Source organism: Pseudomonas sp. O230 (genome assembly GCF_045447035.1).
GTDB lineage: Bacteria > Pseudomonadota > Gammaproteobacteria > Pseudomonadales > Pseudomonadaceae > Aquipseudomonas.
This window is the reverse complement of sequence record NZ_JBJGXN010000018.1, coordinates 36,511-60,436: the sequence shown is the minus strand read 5'-3', so window position 1 is coordinate 60,436 and position 23,926 is coordinate 36,511. Positions and strand designations below refer to the sequence as shown.

Here is a 23,926-nt window from a genome sequence, read left to right as displayed (position 1 = left end):
CCTAATTTCAGCCTTATTCGGATTTAAGCGAAATACGCGCAAATGCCTTCTTTCCGGCCTGGCAAACATGGGTAGCGCCCAGTACGTATATAAAGGTGCGATCCACAACCTCACCATCTATACGCACACCGCCAGAATTCAGCAAATCACGCGCTACCGCCGAGTTCTTCACCAGACCCGCCTTATTAAGGACGGCAGCGATCGGCATATCTTCGGCAGCGGTCAATTCGATTTCCGGAAGATCGTCTGGCAGCTCACCATCCTTCATACGATTGCCCGCAGCACGATGAGCACTGGCTGCAGCCTCTTCACCATGGAAGCGCGCAACGATCTCTTCGGCCAGCTTGATCTTGATGTCGCGCGGATTGGCACCTGCCTCAACATCGGCGCGGAATGCATTGATCTCTTCCATGGAACGGAAGCTGAGCAATTCGAAGTAACGCCACATCAGCGCATCCGGAATGGAAACCAGTTTGCTGTACATCACGCCCGGCGCCTCCTGGATGCCGACGTAGTTGCCCAGGGACTTGGACATCTTCTTCACGCCATCCAGACCCTCGAGCAACGGCATGGTCAGAATGCACTGTGCTTCCTGACCATAACCACGCTGCAGCTCGCGACCCATCAGCAGGTTGAACTTCTGATCGGTACCGCCCAGCTCGACATCCGCGCGCAAGGCGACCGAGTCATAACCCTGAACCAGCGGATAGAGGAACTCATGAATGGCGATTGGCTGATTGGTCGTGTAGCGCTTGTCGAAATCGTCTCGCTCGAGCATGCGAGCAACGGTGTATTGCGAAGTCAGGCGAATGAAGTCGGCCGGCCCCATCTGATCCATCCAGGTAGAGTTGAACGCCACCTCGGTTTTGGCCGGATCAAGAATCTTGAAGACCTGGGTCTTGTAGGTCTCGGCATTTTCGAGAACCTGTTCGCGAGTCAACGGCGGGCGTGTTGCACTCTTGCCGCTCGGATCACCAATCATCCCGGTGAAATCACCGATGAGAAAGATCACCTGATGCCCCAGCTCCTGGAACTGGCGCAGCTTATTAATAAGCACGGTGTGACCCAGGTGCAAATCCGGCGCGGTCGGATCGAAGCCTGCCTTAATACGCAGCGGCTGGCCACGCTTGAGCTTTTCGATCAGCTCGGACTCGACCAACAGTTCTTCTGCACCACGTTTGATCAGCGCTAGCTGCTCTTCAACCGACTTCATAACAGACCCGCAAGGCTCGAATTCAAAGGGAACCAACCATACAAGATCACGCGTCAAATACAAAGTTTGGCCGGCGCAATGACGCCAATCCGCTGACAGAACGACCGCGGACTTGCTTCAGGGATGATTTGGTTATATTTTATACAGTTATTTCATCTTCATCATGTCATTCATCTTTTCCAATTCATCTTTTCAAAGTCAAAAATTACCTATGACCAAAGAATCGTCTAAAGCGCCACCGCTTTACCCGAAGACCCACCTGCTCGCTGCAAGTGGTATCGCCGCCCTTCTGAGCCTGGCGCTTCTGGTATTTCCTTCCAGTGATGTAGAAGCCAAAAAGACGACCCTGAGTCTTGAACTGGAAAGCCCTGCTGAACAACTGACACAAGATCAAGACGCCGCTGACGCCGCCCAAGCCACAAATGAGCCGGTAACTTCCCCTTTCGCGCAGATTGAAAACAGCGCCGAAGAGCCCCAGGAAACCGCGCAGGCTGTACCCGCGCCGATCGCCGAAGAAAAGAAGGGACCTAACCACAGAGAAGTGATCGTCGCCAAAGGTGACACGCTCTCGACCCTGTTTGAGAAAGTCGGCCTTCCGGCGACTTCGGTGCATGAAGTGCTAGCCAGTGACAAGCAGGCCAAGCAATTCAGCCAACTCAAACATGGCCAGAAACTCGAATTCGAACTGAACCCTGAAGGCCAACTGACCAGCCTGCACAGCAAGGTCAGCGACCTCGAAAGCATTACCCTTAACAAGAATGGCAAGGGTTATGTGTTCAACCGCATTACCGCCAAGCCCACCGTGCGCTCCGCTTACGTTCACGGTGTGATCAACAGCTCGTTGTCGCAGTCCGCCGCACGCGCCGGCCTGTCCCACAGCCTGACCATGGACATGGCGAGCGTGTTTGGCTATGACGTCGACTTCGCCCAGGATATTCGCCAGGGTGACGAGTTCGATGTGATCTACGAACAGAAAGTCGTCAACGGCAAGGCTGTCGGCAATGGGCCGATCCTTTCCGCACGCTTCACCAACCGCGGCAAGATCTACACCGCCGTGCGTTACACCAACAAACAAGGCAACAGCAGCTACTACACGGCTGACGGCAACAGCATGCGCAAGGCGTTTATCCGCACCCCGGTAGACTTTGCCCGCATCAGTTCGAAATTCTCCATGGGGCGCAAGCACCCAATCCTCAACAAGATCCGCGCTCACAAAGGTGTCGATTACGCAGCTCCGCGCGGCACGCCAATCAAGGCGGCCGGTGACGGCAAAGTGTTGTTGGCCGGCCGTCGCGGCGGTTATGGCAATACCGTGATCATTCAGCACGGCAACACTTATCGCACCCTGTACGGCCACATGCAGGGCTTTGCCAAAGGTGTCCAGACCGGCAGCTCTGTCAAACAGGGTCAAGTGATTGGCTACATCGGCACTACCGGCCTGTCCACTGGACCGCATCTGCACTACGAGTTCCAGGTCAATGGTGTGCACGTCGATCCACTGGGTCAAAAAGTGGCGATGGCCGATCCAATTTCCAAAGCGGAACGGGCACGTTTCCTCGCGCAAAGTCAGCCTCTGATGGCGCGCATGGACCAAGAGAAATCCACCCAACTGGCTTCGAGCAAGCGCTAAGCCATGACGCTCTATATAGGTGTGATGTCCGGAACCAGTCTCGATGGCCTGGACATCGCGCTGGTTGAGCTGAACCCGGCGATCAAACTGATCGCCACGCATTACATTCCCATGCCTGATTCCCTGCGCGCCGAGCTGCTTGGCTTGTGCGCCAGCGGCCCGGACGAGATTGCCCGCTCAGCCATCGCCCAGCAAAATTGGGTGAAACTGGCGGCGCAGGGCATTCATACGCTTCTTGATCAACAAAACCTGAACCCTGAAGACATTCGCGCGATTGGCAGCCATGGCCAGACCATTCGCCACGAACCGGCGCGCGGCTTCACGGTGCAAATCGGCAACCCTGCCCTGCTGACCGAATTGACCGGCATCACCGTGGTCAGCGACTTCCGCAGTCGCGACGTGGCGGCCGGCGGGCAAGGCGCCCCCTTGGTTCCAGCATTTCATGAAGCGCTGTTTGAAGAACAGGCGGGCAATCGCGCGGTATTGAACGTTGGCGGTTTCAGCAACCTCAGCCTGATCGAACCCGGCAAACCAGTCGCCGGTTTCGACTGTGGCCCCGGGAACGTGCTGCTGGACGCGTGGATTCATCAGCAACGCGGCGAAAACTTTGATCGTGACGGCCAATGGGCTGCCAGCGGAAAAGTCGAACCTGTTCTGCTGAAAGCGCTACTCAGTGATCCGTTCTTCGTAACCAAAGGCCCGAAGAGCACCGGTCGCGAAGTGTTCAATCTGCCATGGCTGACACAGCATCTTTCGCAGTTGCCGACCTTCGCCGCCGAAGACGTGCAAGCAACCCTGCTTGAGCTGACCGCGCTGACCATCGTCGAATCACTGCAAAGCGCTCAAGCAAATACCCGAGAATTGCTGGTCTGCGGCGGCGGTGCGCACAACGCCACGCTGATGAAACGCCTGGCTGGCCTGATGCCAAACACGAACGTCAGCAGCACCGCCACTCACGGCGTAGACCCGGACTGGGTCGAAGCCATGGCCTTCGCCTGGCTGGCTCATTGCTGCCTGGAAGGCATTGCGGCCAATCGCCCAAGCGTCACCGGCGCCCGCGGCCTGCGCATACTCGGTGCCATATACCCGGCCTGATCAAATCCCCGGACAGCAAAACGCCGCAGGACCCGGAGGTCATGCGGCGTTTATTCTTGCGGTGAAGCGCGATCAGATCGAGAACGAAGAGCCGCAGCCACACGTGGTGCTGGCGTTCGGGTTCTTGATGACGAAACGCGAACCCTCCAGACCTTCCTGATAGTCCACCTCAGCGCCTGCCAGGTACTGGAAGCTCATCGGATCGACGACCAGACTCACACCTTCGCGCTCGACGATGGTGTCGTCATCGGCCACTTCTTCATCGAAGGTGAAACCGTACTGAAAACCTGAACAACCGCCGCCCGTAACGAATACGCGCAGCTTCAAGCGATCATTCCCCTCTTCATCGACCAGACTCTTCACCTTGTGCGCGGCACCGTGGGTGAATTGCAAAGCCGTGGGGGTGAAGGATTCGACGCTCATGCTGACTATCTCCCGGCGTTACGCCGCCATAATGCGTGATGACGCGCATTATCCGCTTCTCCTAGAAAATTGGTCAACTATTGTTACGGTATATCAATAAACCCGATTGCCGGTGCGAAACGCAAAAAGGCCCGTTCAACGGGCCTTTTTGCTGAGCGGGCTAAAGCCTTACGGCAGCATGCCAGCGTGCGACAAGCCCAGACGTTCATCCAGACCAAACAGAATGTTCAGGTTCTGCACCGCCTGACCCGACGCACCTTTGACCAGGTTATCGATCACCGACAACACCACCACCAGATCACCGTCCTGCGGACGATGCACCGCGATACGGCAGACGTTGGCGCCGCGCACGCTTCGGGTTTCCGGGTGACTGCCTGCGGGCATCACATCAACGAACGGCTCGTTGGCATAACGCTTTTCAAACAGCGCCTGCAGATCTACCGAACGATCCACGACCGTCGCGTAGAGGGTCGAGTGAATGCCGCGAATCATCGGTGTCAGGTGCGGAACGAAGGTCAGGCCGACATCCTGCCCTGCTGCACGACGCAGACCCTGGCGAATTTCCGGCAAGTGACGGTGACCTTTCACGGCGTAGGCCTTCATGCTTTCCGACGTCTCGGAGTACAGCGAACCTACGGCAGCGCCACGACCCGCACCGCTGACGCCGGATTTGCAGTCAGCGATCAAGCGCGAGGTATCGGCCAGACCGGCTTCGAGCAACGGCAGAAAACCCAGTTGCGTAGCGGTCGGGTAGCAACCCGGCACGGCGATCAGGCGAGCCTGCTTGATCTGCTCGCGATTGACTTCCGGCAAGCCGTAGACCGCCTCCTCCAGCAACTGCGGCGCACCATGCGGCTGGCCATACCACTTGGCCCACTCATCGGCATCTTGCAGACGGAAGTCCGCCGACAGGTCGATGACCTTGGTCCCGGCCGCCAGCAACTCACCGGCCAGCGCATGGGCAACACCGTGAGGCGTGGCGAAGAACACCACGTCGCAAGCACCCAGCGTCTTGATGTCCGGAACGCTGAACGCCAGGCCGTCGTAGTGACCGCGCAGGTTCGGGTACATATCAGCCACGGCCAGACCGGCCTCGGATCGGGAAGTGATCACTACCACTTCTGCTTGCGGATGCTGTGCCAACAGACGCAGCAGTTCGACACCGGTGTAACCCGTGCCGCCGACGATACCGACCTTGACCATAAACCTGCCCTCAACGAACCCACTGGAAAGCCGTCGATAATAGGGCCCGTATCGTCCTGCGACAACCGGCAAGGTGACGTGCGGAGCCTCAAGCCTCTACTATTCCGGCTACCGTGAACCTGGGAATAACTAAATATGCTTTATCTGTGGCTCAAAGCGCTTCATATCATCAGCATGGTCTGCTGGTTTGCCGGCCTGTTTTACCTGCCGCGCCTGTTCGTCTATCACGCCCAAAGCGAAGACACTGTCAGCAAGGAACGCTTCAGCCTCATGGAGCGCAAGCTGTACCGCGGCATCATGGGCCCGGCGATGATCGCCACCCTCGTGTTCGGCATTGCGTTAATCGGTATGAACCCGAGCATATTCAGTCAAGGTGCCTGGATTCACGCCAAGTTGACGCTGGTGGTGATCCTGATCGGTTACCACCATATGTGCGGCGCGCAGGTGAAACGTTTTGCCCGTGGCGAGAACACCCGCAGCCATGTCTTTTTTCGCTGGTTCAATGAAGTGCCGGTTCTGATATTGCTGGCTATCGTAATTCTGGTCGTCGTTCGGCCGTTCTAACTTCAATCAGCACCACTCACCGGGGTACTTCCAATGTCGCTGCCCGCTTTGCTCGAACAACGTTTGCGTCTGCCCGTGGTGGCAGCGCCGATGTTCCTGATTTCCAACCCGCAACTGGTGCTCGCCTGCTGCCGTAACGGCGTGGTGGGCAGCTTCCCCGCGCTGAACCAGCGTGAGAGCAGCGGCTTCAAGGCCTGGCTGGAAGAGATCGAAGCAGGGCTGGCGACACTGGAGAACCCGGCGCCTTATGCCGTGAATCTGATCGTCCACAACAGTAACCCGCGCCTGCAAGCGGACCTGGACATCTGTATCGAGCACAAGGTGCCGATTGTGATTACCAGCCTTGGGGCCGTGAAAGAGCTGGTCGATGCGGTCCACAGCTATGGCGGCCTGGTGTTCCATGACGTAACGACTCGCCGTCACGCAGAGAAAGCAGCGGAGGCTGGCGTGGATGGTTTGATCGCCGTTGCCGCGGGCGCCGGCGGACACGCGGGCACCTGGAGCCCGTTTTCGCTGATTGCCGAAATCCGCCAGTTCTTCGACAAGACGCTGCTGCTGGCCGGCTGTCTCAACCATGGCCACGAGATACTCGCGGCGCAATTGCTTGGTGCGGATCTGGCCTACTTCGGTACGCGATTTATCGGTACCACTGAAAGTCATGCGCCTGACGCCTATAAGGAGATGCTGCTGACTTCCAGAGCAGCAGACATCGTCCATACTCCAGCAGTGTCGGGTGTTCCGGCGAGTTTCATGCGTCAAAGCCTGGAGGCTGCCGGGTTCGACATGGCGGCCTTGCAAGACAAGGGCGAAGTCAACTTCGGCTCCAAGCTCAAGCCGTTGAGCGATGAAGCGAAGGCCTGGAAAACCGTGTGGTCCGCCGGCCAGGGTGTCGGAGAGATCAACGATTTGCCCAGCGTGGACCAATTGGTTGCCCGTCTGGACGCTGAATACCGCAAGGCGCTTGAGCTGGCGGCACAACTGCCGACACGCTGGCCGCGCTAGCAGGAAATTTGGCCGGTCTTCGTCGACTGGCTTTACACTCCGGGCTCGCAGCCCTCTAACTATTCAAACACTCGCGACAAGGATGCCTCGCAATGAGCGACAACCGTTTCAAGATCGTATTCGACGGCGCTCTGCTGCCAGGTGTCGAGATCGCCACTGCCAAACTCAATCTGGCGGCGTTGTACAAAAGCGAAGTGGCGGCCGTCGAACGGCTGTTCAACGGGCAGACGGTTACGCTCAAGCAAGGCCTGTCGCAGACCGACGCGCAAACCTACCTCCAGGCACTGACGAAAACCGGTATCGATGCCCGTATCGAAACCGAACCCTCGATTGAACTGAACCTGGCCGACGCCCAGCACCACGCCCCCGCCAGCAGCCAACCCGTGTTCGCGGAACCTGATTCGCCATACGCACCACCTCAAGCCAGGGTCGGTGAACATGTGCCGCCGTTCGGTACGCTCAAGCCTTTCGGTGTCGAGGGACGCATCGGCCGGTTGCGTTATCTGGCCTGGACCATGGTGCTGACGCTGGTCATGCTCGGCGTCGGGTCGGTCTTGGCCATTTTCGCCATCGCCCTGATCAGCAGCGATTCGACCGCTGGCCTGATTGTCGGAGGCCTGGTGGCGTTGTTCCTGTGCATCGCCATCGCAGTCGTCAGCATTCAGATCAGCGTTCAACGGCTGCACGACATTGGCTGGTCCGGCTGGCTCTGGTTGCTGAATCTCGTGCCATTCGTGGGCAGTTTCTTTCCGTTCGTGATCATGGTCGTCCCCGGCAACACTACCGCCAATCGCTACGGCCCACCGCCACCGCCGAACAGTACGGCAGTCAAAGTACTGTCTTCGCTGTGGGTCGTGTTCATTGCCATCGTCTTTATCGGTGCATTGGCTGGCGGTTTCAGTGCAATCCAGCAAGAGTACGAAGACGCTGCCGGACTCAGCTATGACAGCGGCTCGGTAACCACCGACAAAGTGGAAGTCGAGCCCGCCGAAGAGGCGGAACAAGTACCCGATTCCACAGACGATGAAGCCGAAGAAGCCCCGGCCCCTGTAGACTCTGCGAAAGAATGAACAGCGCTCCCCGCCCGTGACACCTGCGTCGCCGGCGCGGAGCTGTTGCGATGGAGAACTGCATGACCCGTTACGCTCTGATCACTGGCGCCTCCAGTGGCATCGGCCTGGCGATGGCCGAAGCGCTGGCCCGCCGTGGCCGCAGCCTGATTCTGGTGGCCCGACAGCGTGATCAGCTGGAAAGTATTGCAATTGAACTGACCCAACGCTTTGGCGTTGAAGTGTTGTTCCGCGCCTGCGACCTCGGCGAGCCGCTGCGCCTGTCCGGGTTTCTGCTGGAGCTGGAAGAAGGTGACCGGCAGATCGACCTGCTGGTGAACTGCGCCGGCATCGGCACCTGCGGCCCATTCCTGGCGCAGGACTGGATGACTGAACAAGACCTGATCGAAGTGAACATTCTGGCCCTCACTCGCCTATGCCACGCCATCGGCAACAGCATGGCCTTGCAGGGTGGCGGGCAGATTTTGAACGTCGCGTCTGTTGCAGCGTTCCATCCCGGCCCGTGGATGAGCACTTACTACGCCAGCAAAGCCTATGTGCTGCACTTTTCCGAAGGGTTGCGCGTCGAGCTGAAAAAATGCGCAGTCAAGGTTTCCGTACTCTGCCCCGGCCCGACCCGCACCGCGTTTTTCCGCACCGCACAACTGAACAGCGACAAACTGGTCGAGAGCAAACTACTGATGAGTCCCGAGGAAGTCGCGCTCTACACGGTGCGGGCCTTGGAGAAAAATCGCGCCATTATTATTCCAGGGCGGCTGAACCGCTGGTTCGCCTTCCTGCCGCGGCTCGGCTCACGCTGGTTGATCAGGACCATCACAGGCATGGTCAACAAGGCCTATTGCCCACGCTGACCTGGCTTCAAGGCAAAAGGCTGGGCTCGGGGATCACCCATGAGTACACTCAGGCCAGCCCAAACAACGGAGAAAACAGCTGTGGATACTCTGTTCACCAAGATCATCAACCGGGAAATCCCGGCGAAAATCATTTACGAGGACGACCAGGTACTGGCCTTCCACGACATCGCCCCACAGGCACCGGTGCATTTTCTGGTGATCCCGAAGAAACCGGTGCGCACCCTCAACGACCTCACCGAGGACGACAAGGCATTGGCCGGGCATATCCTGTTCACCGCCCAGCGTCTGGCACTGGAACTGGGTTGCGAAAAAGGCTTTCGCGTGGTCATGAATTGCAATGAAGAAGGTGGGCAAACTGTTTACCACATTCATATGCACGTACTTGGTCAGCGCCAGATGCATTGGCCGCCGGGTTGATTCATACCCCGCCCCTGCAAGAGCACGGCTTGCCGGCGATGGCGTCATCGAGACCGCCACCGCCGGCAAACCGGCTCCTACAGATGCAACCTGCGTCGCAGTGACCCAGCGCAAACCTTCCCCGGCCGATTGGGTTAAACTGGCCGCCGAGATTCCTCCCGGAGATCAGCATGACTACCCAACGTCACTACTCGCCGATTGACCGCCTTTTGCTGCAAGCCGATGCCGCGATGCGTACCCTGCTACCCTTCAGTGGCCAGCCGTATCGTCCGTCCCCCGCGATTGTGCAGCCGGAAGCGCAAATGAGCGACGAAGACACCCGGCACGTCGCCGGCCTGATGCGCATCAACCATACCGGCGAAGTCTGCGCCCAGGCGCTGTATCAGGGTCAGGCCCTGACCGCCAAGTTGCCGCACGTGCGCGCCGCCATGGAACATGCCGCTGAAGAAGAAATCGACCACCTGGTCTGGTGCGAGCAGCGCATCAAGCAGTTGGGCAGCCATACCAGCATTCTCAACCCGCTGTTCTACGGCATGTCTTTCGGGATTGGCGCGGTGGCCGGGTTGATCAGCGACAAGGTCAGCCTGGGTTTCGTGGCTGCTACCGAGCATCAGGTGTGCAAGCACTTGAACGAGCACCTTGAACAGTTGCCGGCCGAGGACGAAAAGTCCCGGGCGATTCTTGAGCAGATGCGGGTTGATGAAGAACACCATGCTGAAAGCGCACTGGAGGCTGGGGGCTTTCGTTTTCCGGCGCCGGTGAAGTTCGGGATGAGCTTGATGGCCAAGGTGATGACCAAGAGTACTTATCGGATCTGATTGCAGCTTTTTTTGTAAGAGCGAGTTTGCTCCTACAAGGGCAATGCATAAAAAAGGCGACTGCCGTGAGGTAGTCGCCTTTTTTGTGATCGAAAATCTTAGGTCGGCATGTTGCGCGCGTAGAAGATTTCGAGCATTTCGTGTTTCACACGATCCGTCACTTGGGCACGTTGCTCAGAGGACAGGTTGTTTGTCGCGTCGCCGAACAGGTAGTTATCCAGTTCGAAGTTCTTCAACAGCATTTTGGTGTGGAACAGGTTTTCCTGGTACACGTTCACGTCGGTCATCTGGTACGCGTCGCGGGTGTCGTCGGAGAGGTAGTTCTGAATCGAGTTGATCTCGTGATCGATGAAGTGCTTGTTGCCTTCGACGTCACGGGTGAAACCGCGAACACGATAATCCACGGTCACGATGTCCGAATCGAACTGGTGAATCAGGAAATTGAGCGCTTTAAGCGGTGAAATGACGCCACAGGTCGACACGTCAATGTCCACACGGAAGGTCGCAATACCGGCGTCCGGATGGATTTCCGGGTAGGTGTGCACCGTGATGTGGCTTTTGTCGAGGTGGGCCAGGATGATTTCGGGCAACGGGCCTGGCGACTCTTCGATCTGGCTGTCGGTCGGGGTCACCGGCTCTTCAGAGATCAGGATCGTGACGCTGGCGCCCTGTGGGTCGTAGTCCTGACTGGCAATGTTCAGGATGTTGGCACCAATGATATCGACAACTTCTGTGAGGATCTGCGTCAGGCGTTTCGCGTTGTACTCTTCATTGATGTACTCGACGTAAGCCTGCTGGTCTTGCGGGGTTTCCGCGTAGCAGATGTCATAGATGTTGAAGCTCAAGGTCTTTGTCAGGTTATTGAACCCGTGGAGCTTGAGTTTGCTTTTCACCGTTAAAAACTCTCTATGTATTGCGGCCCGGGCCGCGTGATCAAGCATGCCCGTCAGATGCGAACGACGCACCTGCGTAGGACGGTTAACACCTCTTCGCGATGGCGATTTTGGTTGTCTGTTCGGGCGAGCGGCCGGTCGGCTGACGGACCACTACCCTGAAAAAAGTGGCGCATTATGCAGACGTCAGCTTGGGATCGCCAGAGTCTGCACTGCTTTTATGATAGTTGAATGTCGATTCAACCGAGTTCGATGATTTCGTAATCGTGGGTAATCGCAACACCCGCCGCGCCGAGCATGATCGACGCCGAGCAATACTTCTCGGCAGACAGCTCGATGGCGCGTTTGACCTGGGCTTCTTTCAGCCCGCGGCCCTTGACCACGAAGTGCATGTGGATCTTGGTGAAGACCTTCGGGTCTTCGGTCGCGCGTTCGGCTTCAAGGAAAGCTTCGCAGCTCTCGACGGCCTGACGGGACTTCTTGAGGATGCTGACCACGTCGAAATTGCTGCAACCGCCGACACCCAGCAGGAGCATTTCCATCGGCCGGACACCCAGGTTACGACCACCGGCATCAGGCGGACCGTCCATGACCACGACATGACCGCTACCGGATTCACCGAGGAACATGGCTTCGCCAGCCCATTGGATGCGTGCCTTCATCGCCAAGACTCCACTGTCTAAAAAAGGGTCGCCAGCTTAGCACAGGGCTCTGGATTGACAGCGCTCGCCGTCCTAGGACATAACCGTCTGCGCTGTAGGTAAAATCTCGAATATTGCAGGAAGTGTCTGTTAAGCTGGCGCCAATTCGCTGGCGCATAGCCAGCTATGTAGCAACCTCAGCGCCTCATAAAAAAACCAAACACACCGTGCAGTCTTTTCGGGATACAACCATGGTTGCTATTGCCCCTACCCCCAAAATCAAGAACCTCGACAAGCTGTTGATGCATTGCCAGCGCCGTCGCTATGCGGCCAAGAGCAACATCATCTGTGCCGGCGACCGCTCGGAGACGCTGTTCTTCATCATCAAAGGTTCGGTCACCATCCTGATCGAGGATGACGATGGCCGCGAAATGATCATTGCCTACCTGAACTCCGGAGACTTTTTCGGCGAGCTGGGTCTGTTTGAACAGGCGGGCCTCGAACAGGAGCGCAGCGCCTGGGTGCGCGCCAAGATCGAGTGCGAAGTGGCGGAAATCAGCTACGCGAAGTTCCGCGAATTGTCCCAACAAGACCCGGACATTCTTTACGTACTCAGCGGACAAATCGCACAGCGCCTGCGTAACACCACGCGCAAGGTCGGCGACCTCGCGTTCTTCGACGTGACTGGCCGCGTTGCCCGTTGCCTGCTGGAATTGTGTAAACAGCCCGATGCGATGACCCACCCCGACGGCATGCAAATCAAGGTGACCCGTCAGGAAATCGGGCGGATTGTTGGTTGTTCCCGCGAGATGGTTGGCCGCGTGCTCAAGGATCTCGAGGAACGCAACCTGGTCGACGTCAAAGGCAAGACCATGGTGGTCTTCGGTACGCGCTAAACCTTGAACATGTCTGCCAGCAACTGGCGATAGAGCGCGTCGAGCCGCCCCAGTGCGTCCGGCGCGGCAAACTTCTCATGGAGCGCGATGTGGCTCTCGGCGCGGACACGCTGCTCCAGGCCGCAGGCCTCATTGAAGCGATTGACCGCTGCGACCATCGATTCGCGTTCGTTATCCAGCAACAACGCACCGTGCACCAGGCCGACCGGACGCGTACCGCCCTTGCTCTGGCGCCAGCGCTGAGCGGTGCCAACCATCTTGCGGCCGTCGAGGTTGACGTTGAATCGGCCGTCGCAGAACGCGCCGTCCACTTCGCCCAGGGACGAAACGCCGCCCAGTTCATCCAGCAACTGACAGATCGGATCGCAGAGTCGACGGTAAGCGCTTTCGATGCGGTTCTGGTCGCCCTCGCTGCGCGGCGGCGCGTAGACCAAGGCGATGTTGATGGTTGAAGCCGATTGCGGCACCGGTTCGCCGCCGGTTTCGCGCAACAGTACCGGCCAGCCTGCGGCGGCAGATACTTCGCACGCGGTCTCGAAACCAGGCAGGCGATTCAAGCGGCGTGGCATGACCAGAGCTTTGTCACTTGGCTGCCAGAACAGCAGACCGAATTCCGAGTCGCCGGTGCAGACTGAGGCCAGCAAATCCTGTTCGGCTTGCAGGCCTGCTTCGACAGTCTGAGAGATTGGTTGGGGCATGGACGACTCCGTAAGACCTGACGTCTTTGGGGTACTTGATGGCCTCTTCGCGGGCAAGCCCGCTCCCACAGGGGATCGGGCGCCTGCAAAAATGCCTCAGTCGAGGGTCGAGCCGCTGACCGCAACACCGCGCTCAGGGAAGAACAGACGCTGAAGCTCGGTGCCCGGGCTTTCGGCGCGCATGAACGCCTCGCCGACCAGGAATGCATACACGTCGCTGATTTCCATCAGCTCGACATCGGCCCGATTGAGGATGCCGCTTTCAGTGATCACCAAACGATCGCGCGGAATCCGCGGCAACAGGTCGAGGGTGGTTTCGAGGCTGACGTCGAAGGTGTGCAGGTTGCGGTTGTTCACGCCGACCAGCGGCGTGTCGAGGGTTTTCAAGGCCCGGTCCAGTTCGTCGCCGTCATGAACTTCCACCAACACGTCGAGGCCAACGCTTTTTGCCACTGCAGCCAACTCGGCCATCTTCACGTCGTCCAGTGCGGAGACGATCAACAGCACACAGTCGGCGCCCAATGCACGGGCTTCGACGATCTGGTACGGATCGATCATGAAATCCTTGCGGATTACCGGGAGTTTGCACGCCGCCCGGGCTTGTTGCAGATAGGCATCAGCGCCCTGGAAGTAATCGATATCGGTCAACACTGACAGACACGTCGCGCCGCCCTTCTCGTAGCTCCTGGCGATATCGGCAGGAACGAAGTTCTCGCGAATCACGCCTTTGCTCGGCGAGGCTTTCTTGATCTCAGCAATGACCGCCGGGTGTTTCAGCTTGGCTTGAGCAATCAGCGCCTTGGCAAAACCACGGGGTGCATCGGCCGCCTTGGCCAGACTTTCCAGCTCGGCCAGGCTCACACGAGCGCTACGCTCGGCGACTTCCTGGACTTTGCGCGCCAGAATGTTTTCCAGAACCGTCGGTACACTCATCCCTCATTCTCCACTTTGAATACCGCGGTAAATGCACCCAACTCCTCAAGTTTTTCCCGAGCGAGGCCTGTGTGCAGCGCATCGTGCGCCAGGGCAACGCCTTCTTTCAAACTGGTCGCATGGTCGGCGGCGTACAACGCGGCACCGGCATTGAGCACGATCATCTCGGCAGCTTTCTGACCGCTCTCGGTCTTGCGCTTGCCCAGGGCATCGCGAATCAGTTCGAGCGAAGCGGCCGGGCTTTCCACCGCCAGGCCGTGCAGGCTCTGGCTCTTCATGCCCAAATCTTCTGGCTCGACCCAATACTCGGTGATCTGGTCATTCTTCAGCTCGGCGACAAAGGTGGGCGCCGCCAGACTGAATTCGTCCAGGCCATCCTTCGAATGCACCACCAGCACATGCTTGCTGCCCAGACGCTGCAAGACCTCGGCCAATGGCCGGCACAACGCCTGATTGAACACGCCCACCACCTGATGCTTCACGCCGGCCGGATTCGTAAGCGGGCCGAGCATGTTGAACAGAGTACGCAAACCAAGATCCTTGCGCGGGCCGGCGGCGTACTTCATGGCACGGTGATGAGTCTGGGCGAACATGAAACCGATGCCGACGTTGTCGATGCAGCGCGCCACTTGAACCGGGGTCAGGTTCAGGTAGATGCCCGCCGCTTCCAGCAGATCGGCACTGCCGCTTTTGCCCGAGACGGCACGGTTACCGTGCTTGGCCACGGTGCAACCGGCCGCTGCCACCACAAAGGAAGACGCCGTCGAGACGTTGAAGATGTTCGCACCATCGCCGCCGGTGCCGACCACATCAACCACGCCGTCGAGGGTTTTCAGTTCGACTTTGTCCGCCAGCTCGCGCATCACCGACACGGCGCCAACGATCTCGTCGATGCTTTCGCTTTTCATGCGCATGGCCATCATGAACGCGCCGATCTGCGCATCCGAGCATTGCCCGGTCATGATTTCGCGCATTACATCGCGCATTTCTTCGGTGCTGAGGTCGAGGTGATCGACGATACGGCTCAGGGCTGTCTTGATATTCATGGAAAGTCCTTAGCGCGTGCCGCCGGTTTGTTTGAGGAAGTTGGCGAACAGCTCGTGGCCCTGCTCGGTCAGGATAGACTCAGGGTGGAATTGCACACCTTCAATGTTCAACGTCTTGTGGCGCAGGCCCATGATCTCGTCGACGGAGCCGTCTTCAAGCTGAGTCCAGGCGGTCAGCTCCAGGCAGTCGGGCAGGGTTTCGCGCTTGACGATCAGCGAGTGATAACGCGTGACGGTCAGCGGATGGTTCAGGCCTTCGAAGACACCTTTGTCCTCGTGGAACACCGGACTGGTCTTGCCGTGCATCACCTGCCGGGCACGAACCACATCGCCACCAAACGCCTGGCCGATGGATTGATGGCCCAGGCACACGCCAAGAATCGGCAGTTTGCCGGCGAAATGCTTGATGACGTCAATCGAGACGCCCGCTTCGGTCGGCGTGCAAGGACCGGGCGACACAACGATGCGCTCAGGATTGAGGGCTTCGATTTCGGCAACGGTCAGTTCATCGTTGCGCACGACTTTGACCTGGGAGCCGAGCTCACCGAGGTATTGCACAACGTTGTAGGTAAAAGAGTCGTAGTTATCGATCATCAGCAACATGGCTTGAGAACCTCTTGAATTCACTGACTTTAAATACAGCCTTCGAATGAGCGACCCGCAGCGTCCAGCGCTTTGTCAGCCAAAGCGACATGGCATACGGGTCACGTTCATCGGTCAGCTTTCCGGGGTTTGTTCAGCCAGGGCGACTGCGCGGAACATGGCACGACGCTTGTTCAGGGTTTCTTCCCATTCCAGCGCCGGTACCGAGTCGGCAACGATGCCGCCACCGGCCTGCACGTGCAGTTCGCCGTTCTTGATCACGGCGGTGCGGATCGCAATCGCCGTGTCCATGTTGCCGTTCCAGGCGAAGTAACCGACCGCACCGCCGTAGACGCCGCGCTTGACCGGCTCCAGTTCGTCGATGATTTCCATCGCACGAATCTTCGGCGCGCCGGACAAGGTGCCCGCCGGCAGGATTGCCCGCAATGCGTCCATCGCCGTCAGCCCGGCCTTCAATTGCCCGGTGACGTTGGAAACAATGTGCATCACGTTGGAATAACGCTCGATAACCATCTTCTCGGTGAGTTTCACCGAACCGATTTCCGAAACGCGACCGGTGTCGTTACGACCCAGGTCGATCAGCATCAAGTGCTCGGCGATTTCCTTGTCATCCGAGAGCAGGTCTTTTTCCAGTGCCAGATCGGCTTCTTCGTTGGCCCCGCGTGGGCGGGTACCGGCAATCGGGCGCACGGTGATCAGGTTGTCTTCGACCCGCACCAGCACTTCCGGTGAACTGCCGACGACGTGGAAGTCGCCGAAGTTGAAGAAGTACATATAAGGCGTCGGGTTGAAGCAACGCAGCGCCCGGTACAGATCAATCGGCGCAGCCTTGAAGTCGATCGACATGCGCTGGGACGGCACGACCTGCATGCAGTCACCGGCGAGGATGTATTCCTTGATGGTGTCGACGGCTTTTTCGTAGTCGTCCTGGGTAAAACTGGAGCGGAACACCGGGTCAGCCGATTGTTGCTTGCTGAAGTCCAGACCACGGCGCGGGGTGATCGGCTGACGGAGTTTTTCCAGAAGCTCTTGCAAACGCGCCTGACCTTGCTCGAAGGCATCGTCCTGCGCCGGGTCAGCCAGAACGATTGCGTGCATCTTGCCGGCGAGGTTGTCGAACACCACCACCGCATCGGACACCATCAGCAGAATGTCCGGCACGCCCAGCGGATCCGGGTTTGGGCACTTGCCCAGACGCTTTTCCACATAGCGCACGCAGTCATAGCCGAAGTAACCCACCAGACCGCCGTTGAAGCGCGGCAGGCCGGGGATGGTCGGTACGTTGTAGCGAGCCTTGAATGCTTCAACGAAGGCCAGCGGATCTTCCGCCTCGTGGCTTTCGATCTCGACGCCGTCATGGGTCACGCTGACGTGATGGTCATGCACCCGCAGCACGGTGCGGCACGGCAGGCCGATGATCGAGTAACGGCCCCACTTCTCTCCGCCCTGCACCGATTCGAGCAGGTAGGAATTGGGTTCGTCAGCCAGTTTCAGGTAGATCGACAGCGGCGTGTCGAAGTCGGCCAGGGTTTCGCAGGCAAGCGGGATGCGGTTATAGCCGGCAGCGGCCAAACGCAGGAATTCTTCGCGGATCATGGAGTAGCCTCGTGGCTTGAGGTGCTAACAGTCAGGTATGCAAACGCGCCGGCAGACCGGCCAGGAACAAGTCAGGCGCGCCAACGCCAGCGGGCCAGGGCCTTGATGACTTTCATCCAGAGTTTGCGAGTGACCACCACGATGGCGTTTCCAGAAGGGGGTTGAACAGCGTCGGCCAACGTTATCTCAGCGGCCGGATCCAGGCAACCGGGAATTAGCTTGCGCAGGTCGTCGATGACCAGCGCCGGCGACTCTTCGGCAATCGGCCGGCCGTGGTTATAGCCATAACTGAGGGCCACGCATTTGACCCCCGCCGCTTTCGCCGCCAGCACATCGCTGCGCGAATCGCCGACAAACAGCGACTGCGATGCCGGGATGTTGGCCATTTTCATCACGAAAAACAGCGCCGCCGGGTCGGGTTTCTTCTGCGGCAGGGTGTCGCCGCCGATGATCCATTTGAAATAGCGGCCGATTTTCATCTGATCCAGCAGCGGCGCGACGAAGCGCTCCGGCTTGTTGGTGATCAGCGCCATCTCCACGCCTTGCTTGTTCAGCCACTTGAGGGTGTCACGCACGCCGGGGTAAACCACCGTCAGGTCGTGACCGTCCTCATAAAAGCCGTTGAACAATTCCAGGGCATGTTCAGCTTCGACCTCATCGACACCCTCGCCATCGATGTGATTGGCCAGGGCCCGGCGCACCAGCATCTGCACGCCGTTGCCGACCCAGTCACGCACCGATTCGATGCCGACAGGCTTGCGCCCGAGTTTGAGCAGCATGTTATCCACCGCCGCGGCGAGGTCAGGGACCGAATCGACCAGCGTGCCGTCCAGATCGAACATCACCAGCCGTGGCAGACGCCCCGGGAACAGCTGCTCAAAGCCACTCATGGGCGGGCCGGCGCCAGCTCGGAGCGCATCTTCTCGATCACTTCCTGGTAGTTCGGCGCATTGAAGATCGCCGAGCCGGCCACGAAGGTATCGGCGCCAGCGGCCGCGATTTCACGAATGTTGTTCACGTTGACGCCGCCGTCGATTTCCAGGCGGATGTCACGGCCCGAGGCATCGATCAACGCACGTGCTTCACGCAGCTTGTCGAGGGTGCCAGGGATGAACTTCTGCCCGCCGAAGCCCGGGTTGACGCTCATGAGCAGGATCATGTCGACCTTGTCCATCACGTACTTGAGCACGTCCAGAGGGGTCGCCGGGTTGAACACCAGGCCCGACTTGCAGCCGCCCTCGCGGATCAGTTGCAGGGAACGATCGACGTGCTGCGTGGCTTCCGGGTGGAAGGTGATGTAAGTCGCGCCGGCCTCGATGAAGTCGCCGACGATGCGATCCACCGGGCTGACCATCAGGTGCGCGTCGATCGGCGCGGTCACGCCGTACTTGCGCAATGCGGCGCAGACCATCGGGCCGATGGTCAGGTTTGGTACGTAGTGGTTGTCCATAACATCGAAGTGCACAAAGTCGGCGCCGGCGGCCAGAACGTTGTCCACTTCTTCACCCAGGCGGGCGAAGTCGGCGGAGAGAATCGACGGAGCAATTACGAAGGGCTGCATGACGCACCTTTTCTGAGCAGAATCACGATGGCGCGCATTGTATACCTCATGCTTTGACGCGCGCACCGTAAGGACGATGATCAGTAGGCTGCGCGGTAGATCTTCTCGATATCAACCGCATTCAGTTTGCGCGGATTATTGCGCATCAGACGCTCGATGCCCGCGGCTTCCACGGCCATGGCCGGGATCGCATCCTCCGGAACGCCGAAACTGCGCAAGCCCGGCGGGATTTCCACGGCGGCGCACAACGCGGTCATCGCCTCGACGGCTTTGTCCGCCGCGTCATTGGCGCTCAAATCAGCGGTCTTCACGCCCATGGCTTCGGCAATATCCTGCATACGCTCGACGCAGGCCATCTTGTTCCAGGTCATGACATACGGCAGCAACAAGGCGTTGCTGACACCGTGGGCGATGTTGAAGCGGCCGCCCAACGGATAGGCCAACGCATGCACTGCGCCGACCCCGGCATTGCCGAACGCCATGCCCGCCATCAGGCTGGCGGTGGCCATGTCTTCGCGCGCTTGCAGGTTGGACGGATTGGCGTAGGCCTTGGGGAGCGCCTGGGTAATCAGCTTGATCGCGCCAATCGCCAGGGCATCGGTGATCGCCGAGGCATTGAGCGACAGATAGGACTCGACCGCATGCACCAATGCATCGACGCCACTCGCGGCGGTGACACTGCGCGGGCAGGTCAGGGTCATTTGCGGGCTGACCAGCGCCACGTCCGGCAATAGATAGTCGCTGACGATGCCTTTCTTCAGCTGCGCGACCTTATCGGAAAGGATCGCCACGTTGGTGACTTCCGAACCGGTGCCGGCGGTGGTCGGAATGGCGATCAGCGGCGGGCCTTTGCGCGGCACCTGATCGATGCCGAACAGATCTTCCAGCGCACCGTGATAACCGGCGTAGGCGGCCACGCTTTTGGCGATGTCGATAGCACTGCCGCCGCCGAGGCCGATGAGCCCGTCATGGCCGCCTTCGCGGTAGACGCGCATGCAGTCTTCGACGATGGCGATTTCCGGGTCGGGCAGTACGCGATCGAAGATTTCGTAAGTGCGATCACCCAGCTGCGCCAGCGCCAGCTCGACCGTGCCGGACTTGACCAGGGCGGCATCGGTGACGATCAGCGGGTTGTCGACATCCAGGCGTGTCAGCTCGGTGGCCAGTTGCTCGATGGCACCGGCGCCGGTGATCAGTTTGTGGGCAATTTTGAAAGAGGAAAGACTCATGCGCGCAGCCTCTTATCGTTTGGGGAGCTGGGCACAATAGTAGCTGGGGATTGGGGTTTGTCTGTTATTCAGACAGTGAATGACTTCATATCCATGACGGGGTCGACACAAAACTAATGTGGGAGCGGGCTTGCTCGCGAAAGCGGTCTGACATTCAACATCAACATTGACTGACAGGGCCTCTTCGCGAGCAAGCCCGCTCCCACATTTTTCAGACCTGTGCGGTACGCAGTTTCTCGCTGCGGCCCCGCAGCCATTCCAGCGTCAGCAGCAGGATCACCGAGAAGGCAATCAGCAGCGTTGCCGCAGCTGCAATCGTCGGACTGAGGTTTTCGCGGATGCCGCTGAACATCTGCCGTGGCAAGGTCGCTTGTTCAGGGCCGGCGAGGAACAGCGTCACCACCACTTCATCGAACGAGGTGGCGAAGGCAAATAACGCCCCGGAGATCACACCCGGCGCGATCAGCGGCAAGGTCACCCGACGGAACGCGGTCAGCGGCGACGCACCGAGGCTCGCAGCAGCCCGCACCAGGTTGTGGTTGAACCCCTGCAACGTGGCCGACACCGTGATGATCACAAACGGCACGCCCAACACCGCGTGCACCACGATCAGCGAGAAGAAGCTGTTGCCCAGACCCAACGGAGCGAAGAACAGGTAACTCGCCACACCGATGATCACCACTGGTACCACCATCGGCGAAATCACCAGCGCCATCACCAGCGCCTTGCCCGGGAAATCGCCCCGCGTCAGGCCAATCGCCGCCAGCGTGCCGAAAATCATCGCCAGCACGGTCGCCGCCGGGGCGACGATGATGCTGTTCTTCAGCGCGCGCATCCATTCAGCCGAGGCGAAGAAGTCCTGATACCAGTGCAGCGAAAAACCTTGCAGCGGGTACACCAGGAAACTGCCCGAGTTGAACGACAGCGGAATGATCACCAGCACCGGCAGAATCAGGAACAACAAAATCAAGCCGCAGAGAATCCGCAAGCTGTAGAACCACACCCGTTCGATGGGCGACATATAAGGACTCAGCATTTCGATTCTCCCCTTAGCTCAGGCGCAGGCGGCTGGCGCCCACCAGCCAGCTGTAAATCAGATAAAGCACCACGGTCGCCAACAGCAGCAGCCCACCGAGTGCGGTCGCCATGCCCCAGTTGATGCTGGTGTTGGTGTAGAAGGCGACGAAGTAACTGACCATCTGATCGTTCGGGCTGCCCAGCAAGGCCGGGGTGATGTAGTAGCCGATGGCGAGGATGAACACCAACAGGCAACCGGCGCCGACACCGGCGTAGGTCTGCGGGAAGTACACCCGCCAAAAACTGGCGAACGGGTGGCAGCCGAGGGAAATCGCGGCGCGCATGTAGGTCGGCGAGATGCCTTTCATCACGCTGTAGATCGGCAGGATCATGAATGGCAGCAGGATGTGCACCATCGAGATGTAAACCCCGGTGCGGTTGAACACCAGCTCCAGCGGCTTATCGATAATGCCCATGGCCATCAGGCCGCTGTTGATCAGCCCGCCCGATTGCAGCAAGACGATCCACGCGGCGACCCGGACCAGAATCGAGGTCCAGAACGGCAGCAGCACCAGGATCATCAGCAGGTTGCTTTGCCGCGATGGCAGGTTCGCCAACAGGTAGGCCAATGGATAGGCAAGTACCAGGCAAATGGCGGTGATGATCAGGCCCATCCAGAAGGTACGGGCGAAGATGTCGAGGTAGATTGCCTGATCCGGCGTGGCCGGGGCGATTTCGCCGAGGTCGTCGATACGGTGATCGACCGCCGCCAGCAAGTAGTAAGGCGTGATGCTGCTGGTGTTGCGGCGTACCGCTTGCCAGTAGGCCGGGTCGCCCCAGCGCTCGTCGAGACCTTCCAGCGCTTCTTTATAAGAGGCCGGTTCAGTGGCGAACGGCAAGGCGCGGGCGGTTTTGGTCAACAGGCTGCGGTAGCCGGCCAACTCCATGTTCAAGCGCTTGGACAGGTCGCCCAGGGTCTGATTCTTGCGCGCTTCAGCGAGGTCTTCGCTGGCTGCTTTGTAAACCGGTTCAGCGGGCAGGCCGCGGCCGTCCCAACTGGCGATGGCCGCCACGGTGCGCGGCATGCCGCCGACCACTTCCGGGTTACCAACGCTTTTGTAGAGCAGCGCCACGATGGGCACCAGGAACACCAGCAACAGAAACAGCACCAATGGCGCGATCAAGGCCTGGGCCTTCCAGCGGTTGATCCGCTCGGCGTGCTTGAGCCGCTGCTTCAAGGTGGGGTCAGTGCCCGCGTTCAGGGGAATGGCGGTGGCCATGGCGTACTCCGGAAATCTTTGATCGTTACAGAGGTGACGTAACACCTCGATCGTTTAAATGTGGGAGCGGGCTTGCTCGCGAAGGCGGCGTGTCAGTCAACAATGATGCTGAATGTGCTGACGTCTTCGCGAGCAAGCCCGCTCCCACAGGTGGGCAAGCCCACCATCACAGGTCTTGCTTACTTTGCAGCCCAGGAATTGAAGCGCTGCTCCAGTTGCTCGCCGTTGTCAGCCCAGAAGCTGACGTCGATCTGCACCTGATTGGCAATGTTTTCCGGGGTGGTCGGCATGTCTTTCAAGACGTCCTTGGACAACAACGGCACGGCTTGGGTGTTGGCCGGGCCGTAGGCGATGTTTTCCGAATAGGTCTTCTGCTGCTGTGGCGCCACCGAGTAGGCGATGAATTTCTTCGCCGCTTCAGCACGCGCCTTGTCGAGACCTTTCGGGATCGCCCATGCGTCGAAGTCGTAGATACCGCCGTTCCACACGACTTTCAGGTTGCTTTCTTTCTGCACGGCAGCGATCCGGCCGTTGTAGGCCGAGCTCATGACCACGTCACCGGAAGCGAGGTACTGCGGCGGTTGTGCGCCGGCTTCCCACCACTGAATGCTTGGTTTGAGTTCATCGAGTTTCTTGAACGCGCGGTCCTGACCGTCTTTGCCGGCCAGCACTTTGTAGACGTCTTTCGGCGCAACGCCGTCGGCCATCAGAGCGAATTCCAGGGTGTACTTGGCGCCTTTACGCAGGCCACGCTTGCCCGGGAATTTCTTGGTGTCCCAGAAATCCACCCAACTGGTCGGCGCGCTTTTCAGCTTGTCGGCGTTGTAGGCCAACACGGTCGACCACACGAAGAAGCCCACGCCGCAAGGCTGGATAGCGCCTTTGACGTAGTCTTCGGTCTTGCCGAACAGCGCCGGGTCGAGTTGCTCGAACATGTCTTCGTCGCAACCACGGGACAATTCTGGCGATTCAACTTCCACCAGGTCCCAGGACACGCTCTTGGTGTCGACCATGGCTTTGACCTTGGCCATTTCACCGTTGTATTCGCCGGCGACGATCTTGCCGTTACCCGCCGCTTCCCACGGTGCGTAGAAGGCTTTGACCTGCGCAGCCTTGTTCGCCCCGCCAAAGGACACCACGGTCAGGTCCGGGCCCGCCGCCATCGCGTGTGCCGCACCGATCATGCCCATGACCAGGGCGGTGAATTTCAGGGATCTCAACATTTATTGTTCTCTCCACGTGCA

General features: G+C 59.1%; 25 protein-coding genes. 9 read left to right on the top strand and 16 right to left on the bottom strand.

Annotation, left to right across the window (positions count from 1 at the left end; translation table 11 throughout):
* Positions 1–13: 13 nt before the first annotated feature.
* On the bottom strand, positions 14–1,213 hold the full coding sequence (gene tyrS, locus ACI77H_RS29480; RefSeq protein ID WP_407015399.1) for a tyrosine--tRNA ligase: 1,200 nt from the start codon (positions 1,211–1,213) through the stop codon (positions 14–16).
* Positions 1,214–1,424: 211 nt separating this feature from the next.
* On the opposite strand from tyrS, the gene ACI77H_RS29475 reads away from it, so the two are divergent.
* Positions 1,425–2,843: a peptidoglycan DD-metalloendopeptidase family protein gene (locus tag ACI77H_RS29475; RefSeq protein ID WP_407015397.1), complete on the top strand. Its 1,419-nt coding sequence runs from the start codon at positions 1,425–1,427 to the stop codon at positions 2,841–2,843.
* Positions 2,844–2,846: 3 nt separating this feature from the next.
* Positions 2,847–3,938: an anhydro-N-acetylmuramic acid kinase gene (locus ACI77H_RS29470; RefSeq protein WP_407015395.1), complete on the top strand. Its 1,092-nt coding sequence runs from the start codon at positions 2,847–2,849 to the stop codon at positions 3,936–3,938.
* A gap of 72 nt (positions 3,939–4,010) precedes the next feature.
* On the opposite strand, the gene erpA is transcribed toward ACI77H_RS29470, so the two are convergent.
* Together erpA and argC are read right to left on the bottom strand one after the other, a co-directional pair.
* Positions 4,011–4,361 (bottom strand): iron-sulfur cluster insertion protein ErpA, encoded by a 351-nt coding sequence (gene erpA, locus ACI77H_RS29465; protein WP_007947969.1) that lies wholly within the window; start codon positions 4,359–4,361, stop codon positions 4,011–4,013.
* A gap of 168 nt (positions 4,362–4,529) precedes the next feature.
* On the bottom strand, positions 4,530–5,564 hold the full coding sequence (gene argC / locus ACI77H_RS29460) for an N-acetyl-gamma-glutamyl-phosphate reductase (protein WP_407015393.1): 1,035 nt from the start codon (positions 5,562–5,564) through the stop codon (positions 4,530–4,532).
* Between the two features lie 135 nt (positions 5,565–5,699).
* Between argC and hemJ the strand changes: the two genes are divergently transcribed.
* From hemJ to coq7, 6 genes are all read left to right on the top strand, one after another.
* Complete coding sequence (hemJ, locus tag ACI77H_RS29455) at positions 5,700–6,128, top strand: protoporphyrinogen oxidase HemJ (protein ID WP_407015391.1); 429 nt, start codon at positions 5,700–5,702, stop codon at positions 6,126–6,128.
* A 33-nt stretch (positions 6,129–6,161) separates the two neighbouring features.
* Positions 6,162–7,130, top strand: a complete 969-nt coding sequence (locus tag ACI77H_RS29450; RefSeq protein ID WP_407015389.1) for an NAD(P)H-dependent flavin oxidoreductase — start codon at positions 6,162–6,164, stop codon at positions 7,128–7,130.
* 92 nt (positions 7,131–7,222) lie between these two features.
* On the top strand, positions 7,223–8,200 hold the full coding sequence (locus tag ACI77H_RS29445; RefSeq protein WP_407015388.1) for a DUF805 domain-containing protein: 978 nt from the start codon (positions 7,223–7,225) through the stop codon (positions 8,198–8,200).
* A 62-nt stretch (positions 8,201–8,262) separates the two neighbouring features.
* Positions 8,263–9,051 (top strand): SDR family NAD(P)-dependent oxidoreductase, encoded by a 789-nt coding sequence (locus ACI77H_RS29440; RefSeq protein ID WP_407015386.1) that lies wholly within the window; start codon positions 8,263–8,265, stop codon positions 9,049–9,051.
* 81 nt (positions 9,052–9,132) lie between these two features.
* On the top strand, positions 9,133–9,471 hold the full coding sequence (locus ACI77H_RS29435; protein ID WP_008027110.1) for a histidine triad nucleotide-binding protein: 339 nt from the start codon (positions 9,133–9,135) through the stop codon (positions 9,469–9,471).
* A 170-nt stretch (positions 9,472–9,641) separates the two neighbouring features.
* Complete coding sequence (gene coq7 / locus ACI77H_RS29430; protein ID WP_150634264.1) at positions 9,642–10,289, top strand: 2-polyprenyl-3-methyl-6-methoxy-1,4-benzoquinone monooxygenase; 648 nt, start codon at positions 9,642–9,644, stop codon at positions 10,287–10,289.
* Positions 10,290–10,387: 98 nt separating this feature from the next.
* Here coq7 and speD read toward each other — a convergent pair whose 3' ends face one another.
* Together speD and ACI77H_RS29420 are read right to left on the bottom strand one after the other, a co-directional pair.
* Entirely contained in the window at positions 10,388–11,182 is a 795-nt protein-coding gene (gene speD, locus ACI77H_RS29425) for an adenosylmethionine decarboxylase (protein ID WP_150634265.1), read from the bottom strand.
* A 239-nt stretch (positions 11,183–11,421) separates the two neighbouring features.
* Positions 11,422–11,844, bottom strand: a complete 423-nt coding sequence (locus tag ACI77H_RS29420) for an OsmC family protein (protein WP_007941657.1) — start codon at positions 11,842–11,844, stop codon at positions 11,422–11,424.
* Between the two features lie 230 nt (positions 11,845–12,074).
* On the opposite strand from ACI77H_RS29420, the gene crp reads away from it, so the two are divergent.
* Entirely contained in the window at positions 12,075–12,719 is a 645-nt protein-coding gene (crp, locus tag ACI77H_RS29415; RefSeq protein WP_008027103.1) for a cAMP-activated global transcriptional regulator CRP, read from the top strand.
* On the opposite strand, the gene ACI77H_RS29410 is transcribed toward crp, so the two are convergent.
* The 11 genes from ACI77H_RS29410 to ACI77H_RS29360 all read right to left on the bottom strand — a co-directional run bounded on the left by ACI77H_RS29410 (position 12,716) and on the right by ACI77H_RS29360 (position 23,905).
* Complete coding sequence (locus ACI77H_RS29410; protein WP_407015383.1) at positions 12,716–13,417, bottom strand: biotin/lipoate A/B protein ligase family protein; 702 nt, start codon at positions 13,415–13,417, stop codon at positions 12,716–12,718. The two genes, crp and ACI77H_RS29410, sit on opposite strands and share 4 nt — an antisense overlap.
* Before the next feature lie 96 nt (positions 13,418–13,513).
* On the bottom strand, positions 13,514–14,350 hold the full coding sequence (trpC, locus tag ACI77H_RS29405) for an indole-3-glycerol phosphate synthase TrpC (protein WP_407015381.1): 837 nt from the start codon (positions 14,348–14,350) through the stop codon (positions 13,514–13,516).
* Positions 14,347–15,396, bottom strand: a complete 1,050-nt coding sequence (gene trpD / locus ACI77H_RS29400) for an anthranilate phosphoribosyltransferase (protein WP_407015379.1) — start codon at positions 15,394–15,396, stop codon at positions 14,347–14,349. Before trpD ends, trpC begins: the two co-directional genes overlap by 4 nt.
* A gap of 9 nt (positions 15,397–15,405) precedes the next feature.
* The gene (locus ACI77H_RS29395) at positions 15,406–15,999 is read right to left on the bottom strand and encodes an aminodeoxychorismate/anthranilate synthase component II (protein WP_008027095.1); all 594 of its coding nucleotides are present in this window, start codon (positions 15,997–15,999) and stop codon (positions 15,406–15,408) included.
* A 114-nt stretch (positions 16,000–16,113) separates the two neighbouring features.
* Positions 16,114–17,595 (bottom strand): anthranilate synthase component I, encoded by a 1,482-nt coding sequence (gene trpE, locus ACI77H_RS29390; RefSeq protein ID WP_407015377.1) that lies wholly within the window; start codon positions 17,593–17,595, stop codon positions 16,114–16,116.
* Positions 17,596–17,666: 71 nt separating this feature from the next.
* On the bottom strand, positions 17,667–18,485 hold the full coding sequence (locus ACI77H_RS29385; protein WP_407015375.1) for a phosphoglycolate phosphatase: 819 nt from the start codon (positions 18,483–18,485) through the stop codon (positions 17,667–17,669).
* Positions 18,482–19,156, bottom strand: coding sequence for a ribulose-phosphate 3-epimerase (rpe, locus tag ACI77H_RS29380; RefSeq protein ID WP_407015374.1), 675 nt, complete (start codon positions 19,154–19,156; stop codon positions 18,482–18,484). The genes ACI77H_RS29385 and rpe overlap by 4 nt, the downstream gene beginning before the upstream one ends.
* A gap of 80 nt (positions 19,157–19,236) precedes the next feature.
* Positions 19,237–20,385, bottom strand: a complete 1,149-nt coding sequence (locus ACI77H_RS29375; RefSeq protein ID WP_407015373.1) for an iron-containing alcohol dehydrogenase — start codon at positions 20,383–20,385, stop codon at positions 19,237–19,239.
* A 211-nt stretch (positions 20,386–20,596) separates the two neighbouring features.
* The gene (locus ACI77H_RS29370; RefSeq protein ID WP_064119279.1) at positions 20,597–21,421 is read right to left on the bottom strand and encodes an ABC transporter permease; all 825 of its coding nucleotides are present in this window, start codon (positions 21,419–21,421) and stop codon (positions 20,597–20,599) included.
* Positions 21,422–21,434: 13 nt separating this feature from the next.
* Positions 21,435–22,682: an ABC transporter permease gene (locus tag ACI77H_RS29365; protein ID WP_407015371.1), complete on the bottom strand. Its 1,248-nt coding sequence runs from the start codon at positions 22,680–22,682 to the stop codon at positions 21,435–21,437.
* Positions 22,683–22,861: 179 nt separating this feature from the next.
* On the bottom strand, positions 22,862–23,905 hold the full coding sequence (locus ACI77H_RS29360; protein WP_407015370.1) for an ABC transporter substrate-binding protein: 1,044 nt from the start codon (positions 23,903–23,905) through the stop codon (positions 22,862–22,864).
* Positions 23,906–23,926: the final 21 nt, after the last annotated feature.

Excerpts from the sequence above, each read along its gene's own strand:
- tyrS (WP_407015399.1), bottom strand. The coding sequence starts at position 1,213 with ATGAAGTCGGTTGAAGAGCAGCTAGCGCTGATCAAACGTGGTGCAGAA.
- ACI77H_RS29475 (WP_407015397.1), top strand. The coding sequence starts at position 1,425 with ATGACCAAAGAATCGTCTAAAGCGCCACCGCTTTACCCGAAGACCCAC.
- ACI77H_RS29470 (WP_407015395.1), top strand. The coding sequence starts at position 2,847 with ATGACGCTCTATATAGGTGTGATGTCCGGAACCAGTCTCGATGGCCTG.
- erpA (WP_007947969.1), bottom strand. The coding sequence starts at position 4,361 with ATGAGCGTCGAATCCTTCACCCCCACGGCTTTGCAATTCACCCACGGT.
- argC (WP_407015393.1), bottom strand. The coding sequence starts at position 5,564 with ATGGTCAAGGTCGGTATCGTCGGCGGCACGGGTTACACCGGTGTCGAA.
- hemJ (WP_407015391.1), top strand. The coding sequence starts at position 5,700 with ATGCTTTATCTGTGGCTCAAAGCGCTTCATATCATCAGCATGGTCTGC.
- ACI77H_RS29450 (WP_407015389.1), top strand. The coding sequence starts at position 6,162 with ATGTCGCTGCCCGCTTTGCTCGAACAACGTTTGCGTCTGCCCGTGGTG.
- ACI77H_RS29445 (WP_407015388.1), top strand. The coding sequence starts at position 7,223 with ATGAGCGACAACCGTTTCAAGATCGTATTCGACGGCGCTCTGCTGCCA.
- ACI77H_RS29440 (WP_407015386.1), top strand. The coding sequence starts at position 8,263 with ATGACCCGTTACGCTCTGATCACTGGCGCCTCCAGTGGCATCGGCCTG.
- coq7 (WP_150634264.1), top strand. The coding sequence starts at position 9,642 with ATGACTACCCAACGTCACTACTCGCCGATTGACCGCCTTTTGCTGCAA.
- ACI77H_RS29420 (WP_007941657.1), bottom strand. The coding sequence starts at position 11,844 with ATGAAGGCACGCATCCAATGGGCTGGCGAAGCCATGTTCCTCGGTGAA.
- crp (WP_008027103.1), top strand. The coding sequence starts at position 12,075 with ATGGTTGCTATTGCCCCTACCCCCAAAATCAAGAACCTCGACAAGCTG.
- ACI77H_RS29410 (WP_407015383.1), bottom strand. The coding sequence starts at position 13,417 with ATGCCCCAACCAATCTCTCAGACTGTCGAAGCAGGCCTGCAAGCCGAA.
- trpC (WP_407015381.1), bottom strand. The coding sequence starts at position 14,350 with ATGAGTGTACCGACGGTTCTGGAAAACATTCTGGCGCGCAAAGTCCAG.
- trpD (WP_407015379.1), bottom strand. The coding sequence starts at position 15,396 with ATGAATATCAAGACAGCCCTGAGCCGTATCGTCGATCACCTCGACCTC.
- ACI77H_RS29395 (WP_008027095.1), bottom strand. The coding sequence starts at position 15,999 with ATGTTGCTGATGATCGATAACTACGACTCTTTTACCTACAACGTTGTG.
- trpE (WP_407015377.1), bottom strand. The coding sequence starts at position 17,595 with ATGATCCGCGAAGAATTCCTGCGTTTGGCCGCTGCCGGCTATAACCGC.
- ACI77H_RS29385 (WP_407015375.1), bottom strand. The coding sequence starts at position 18,485 with ATGAGTGGCTTTGAGCAGCTGTTCCCGGGGCGTCTGCCACGGCTGGTG.
- rpe (WP_407015374.1), bottom strand. The coding sequence starts at position 19,156 with ATGCAGCCCTTCGTAATTGCTCCGTCGATTCTCTCCGCCGACTTCGCC.
- ACI77H_RS29375 (WP_407015373.1), bottom strand. The coding sequence starts at position 20,385 with ATGAGTCTTTCCTCTTTCAAAATTGCCCACAAACTGATCACCGGCGCC.
- ACI77H_RS29370 (WP_064119279.1), bottom strand. The coding sequence starts at position 21,421 with ATGCTGAGTCCTTATATGTCGCCCATCGAACGGGTGTGGTTCTACAGC.
- ACI77H_RS29365 (WP_407015371.1), bottom strand. The coding sequence starts at position 22,682 with ATGGCCACCGCCATTCCCCTGAACGCGGGCACTGACCCCACCTTGAAG.
- ACI77H_RS29360 (WP_407015370.1), bottom strand. The coding sequence starts at position 23,905 with ATGTTGAGATCCCTGAAATTCACCGCCCTGGTCATGGGCATGATCGGT.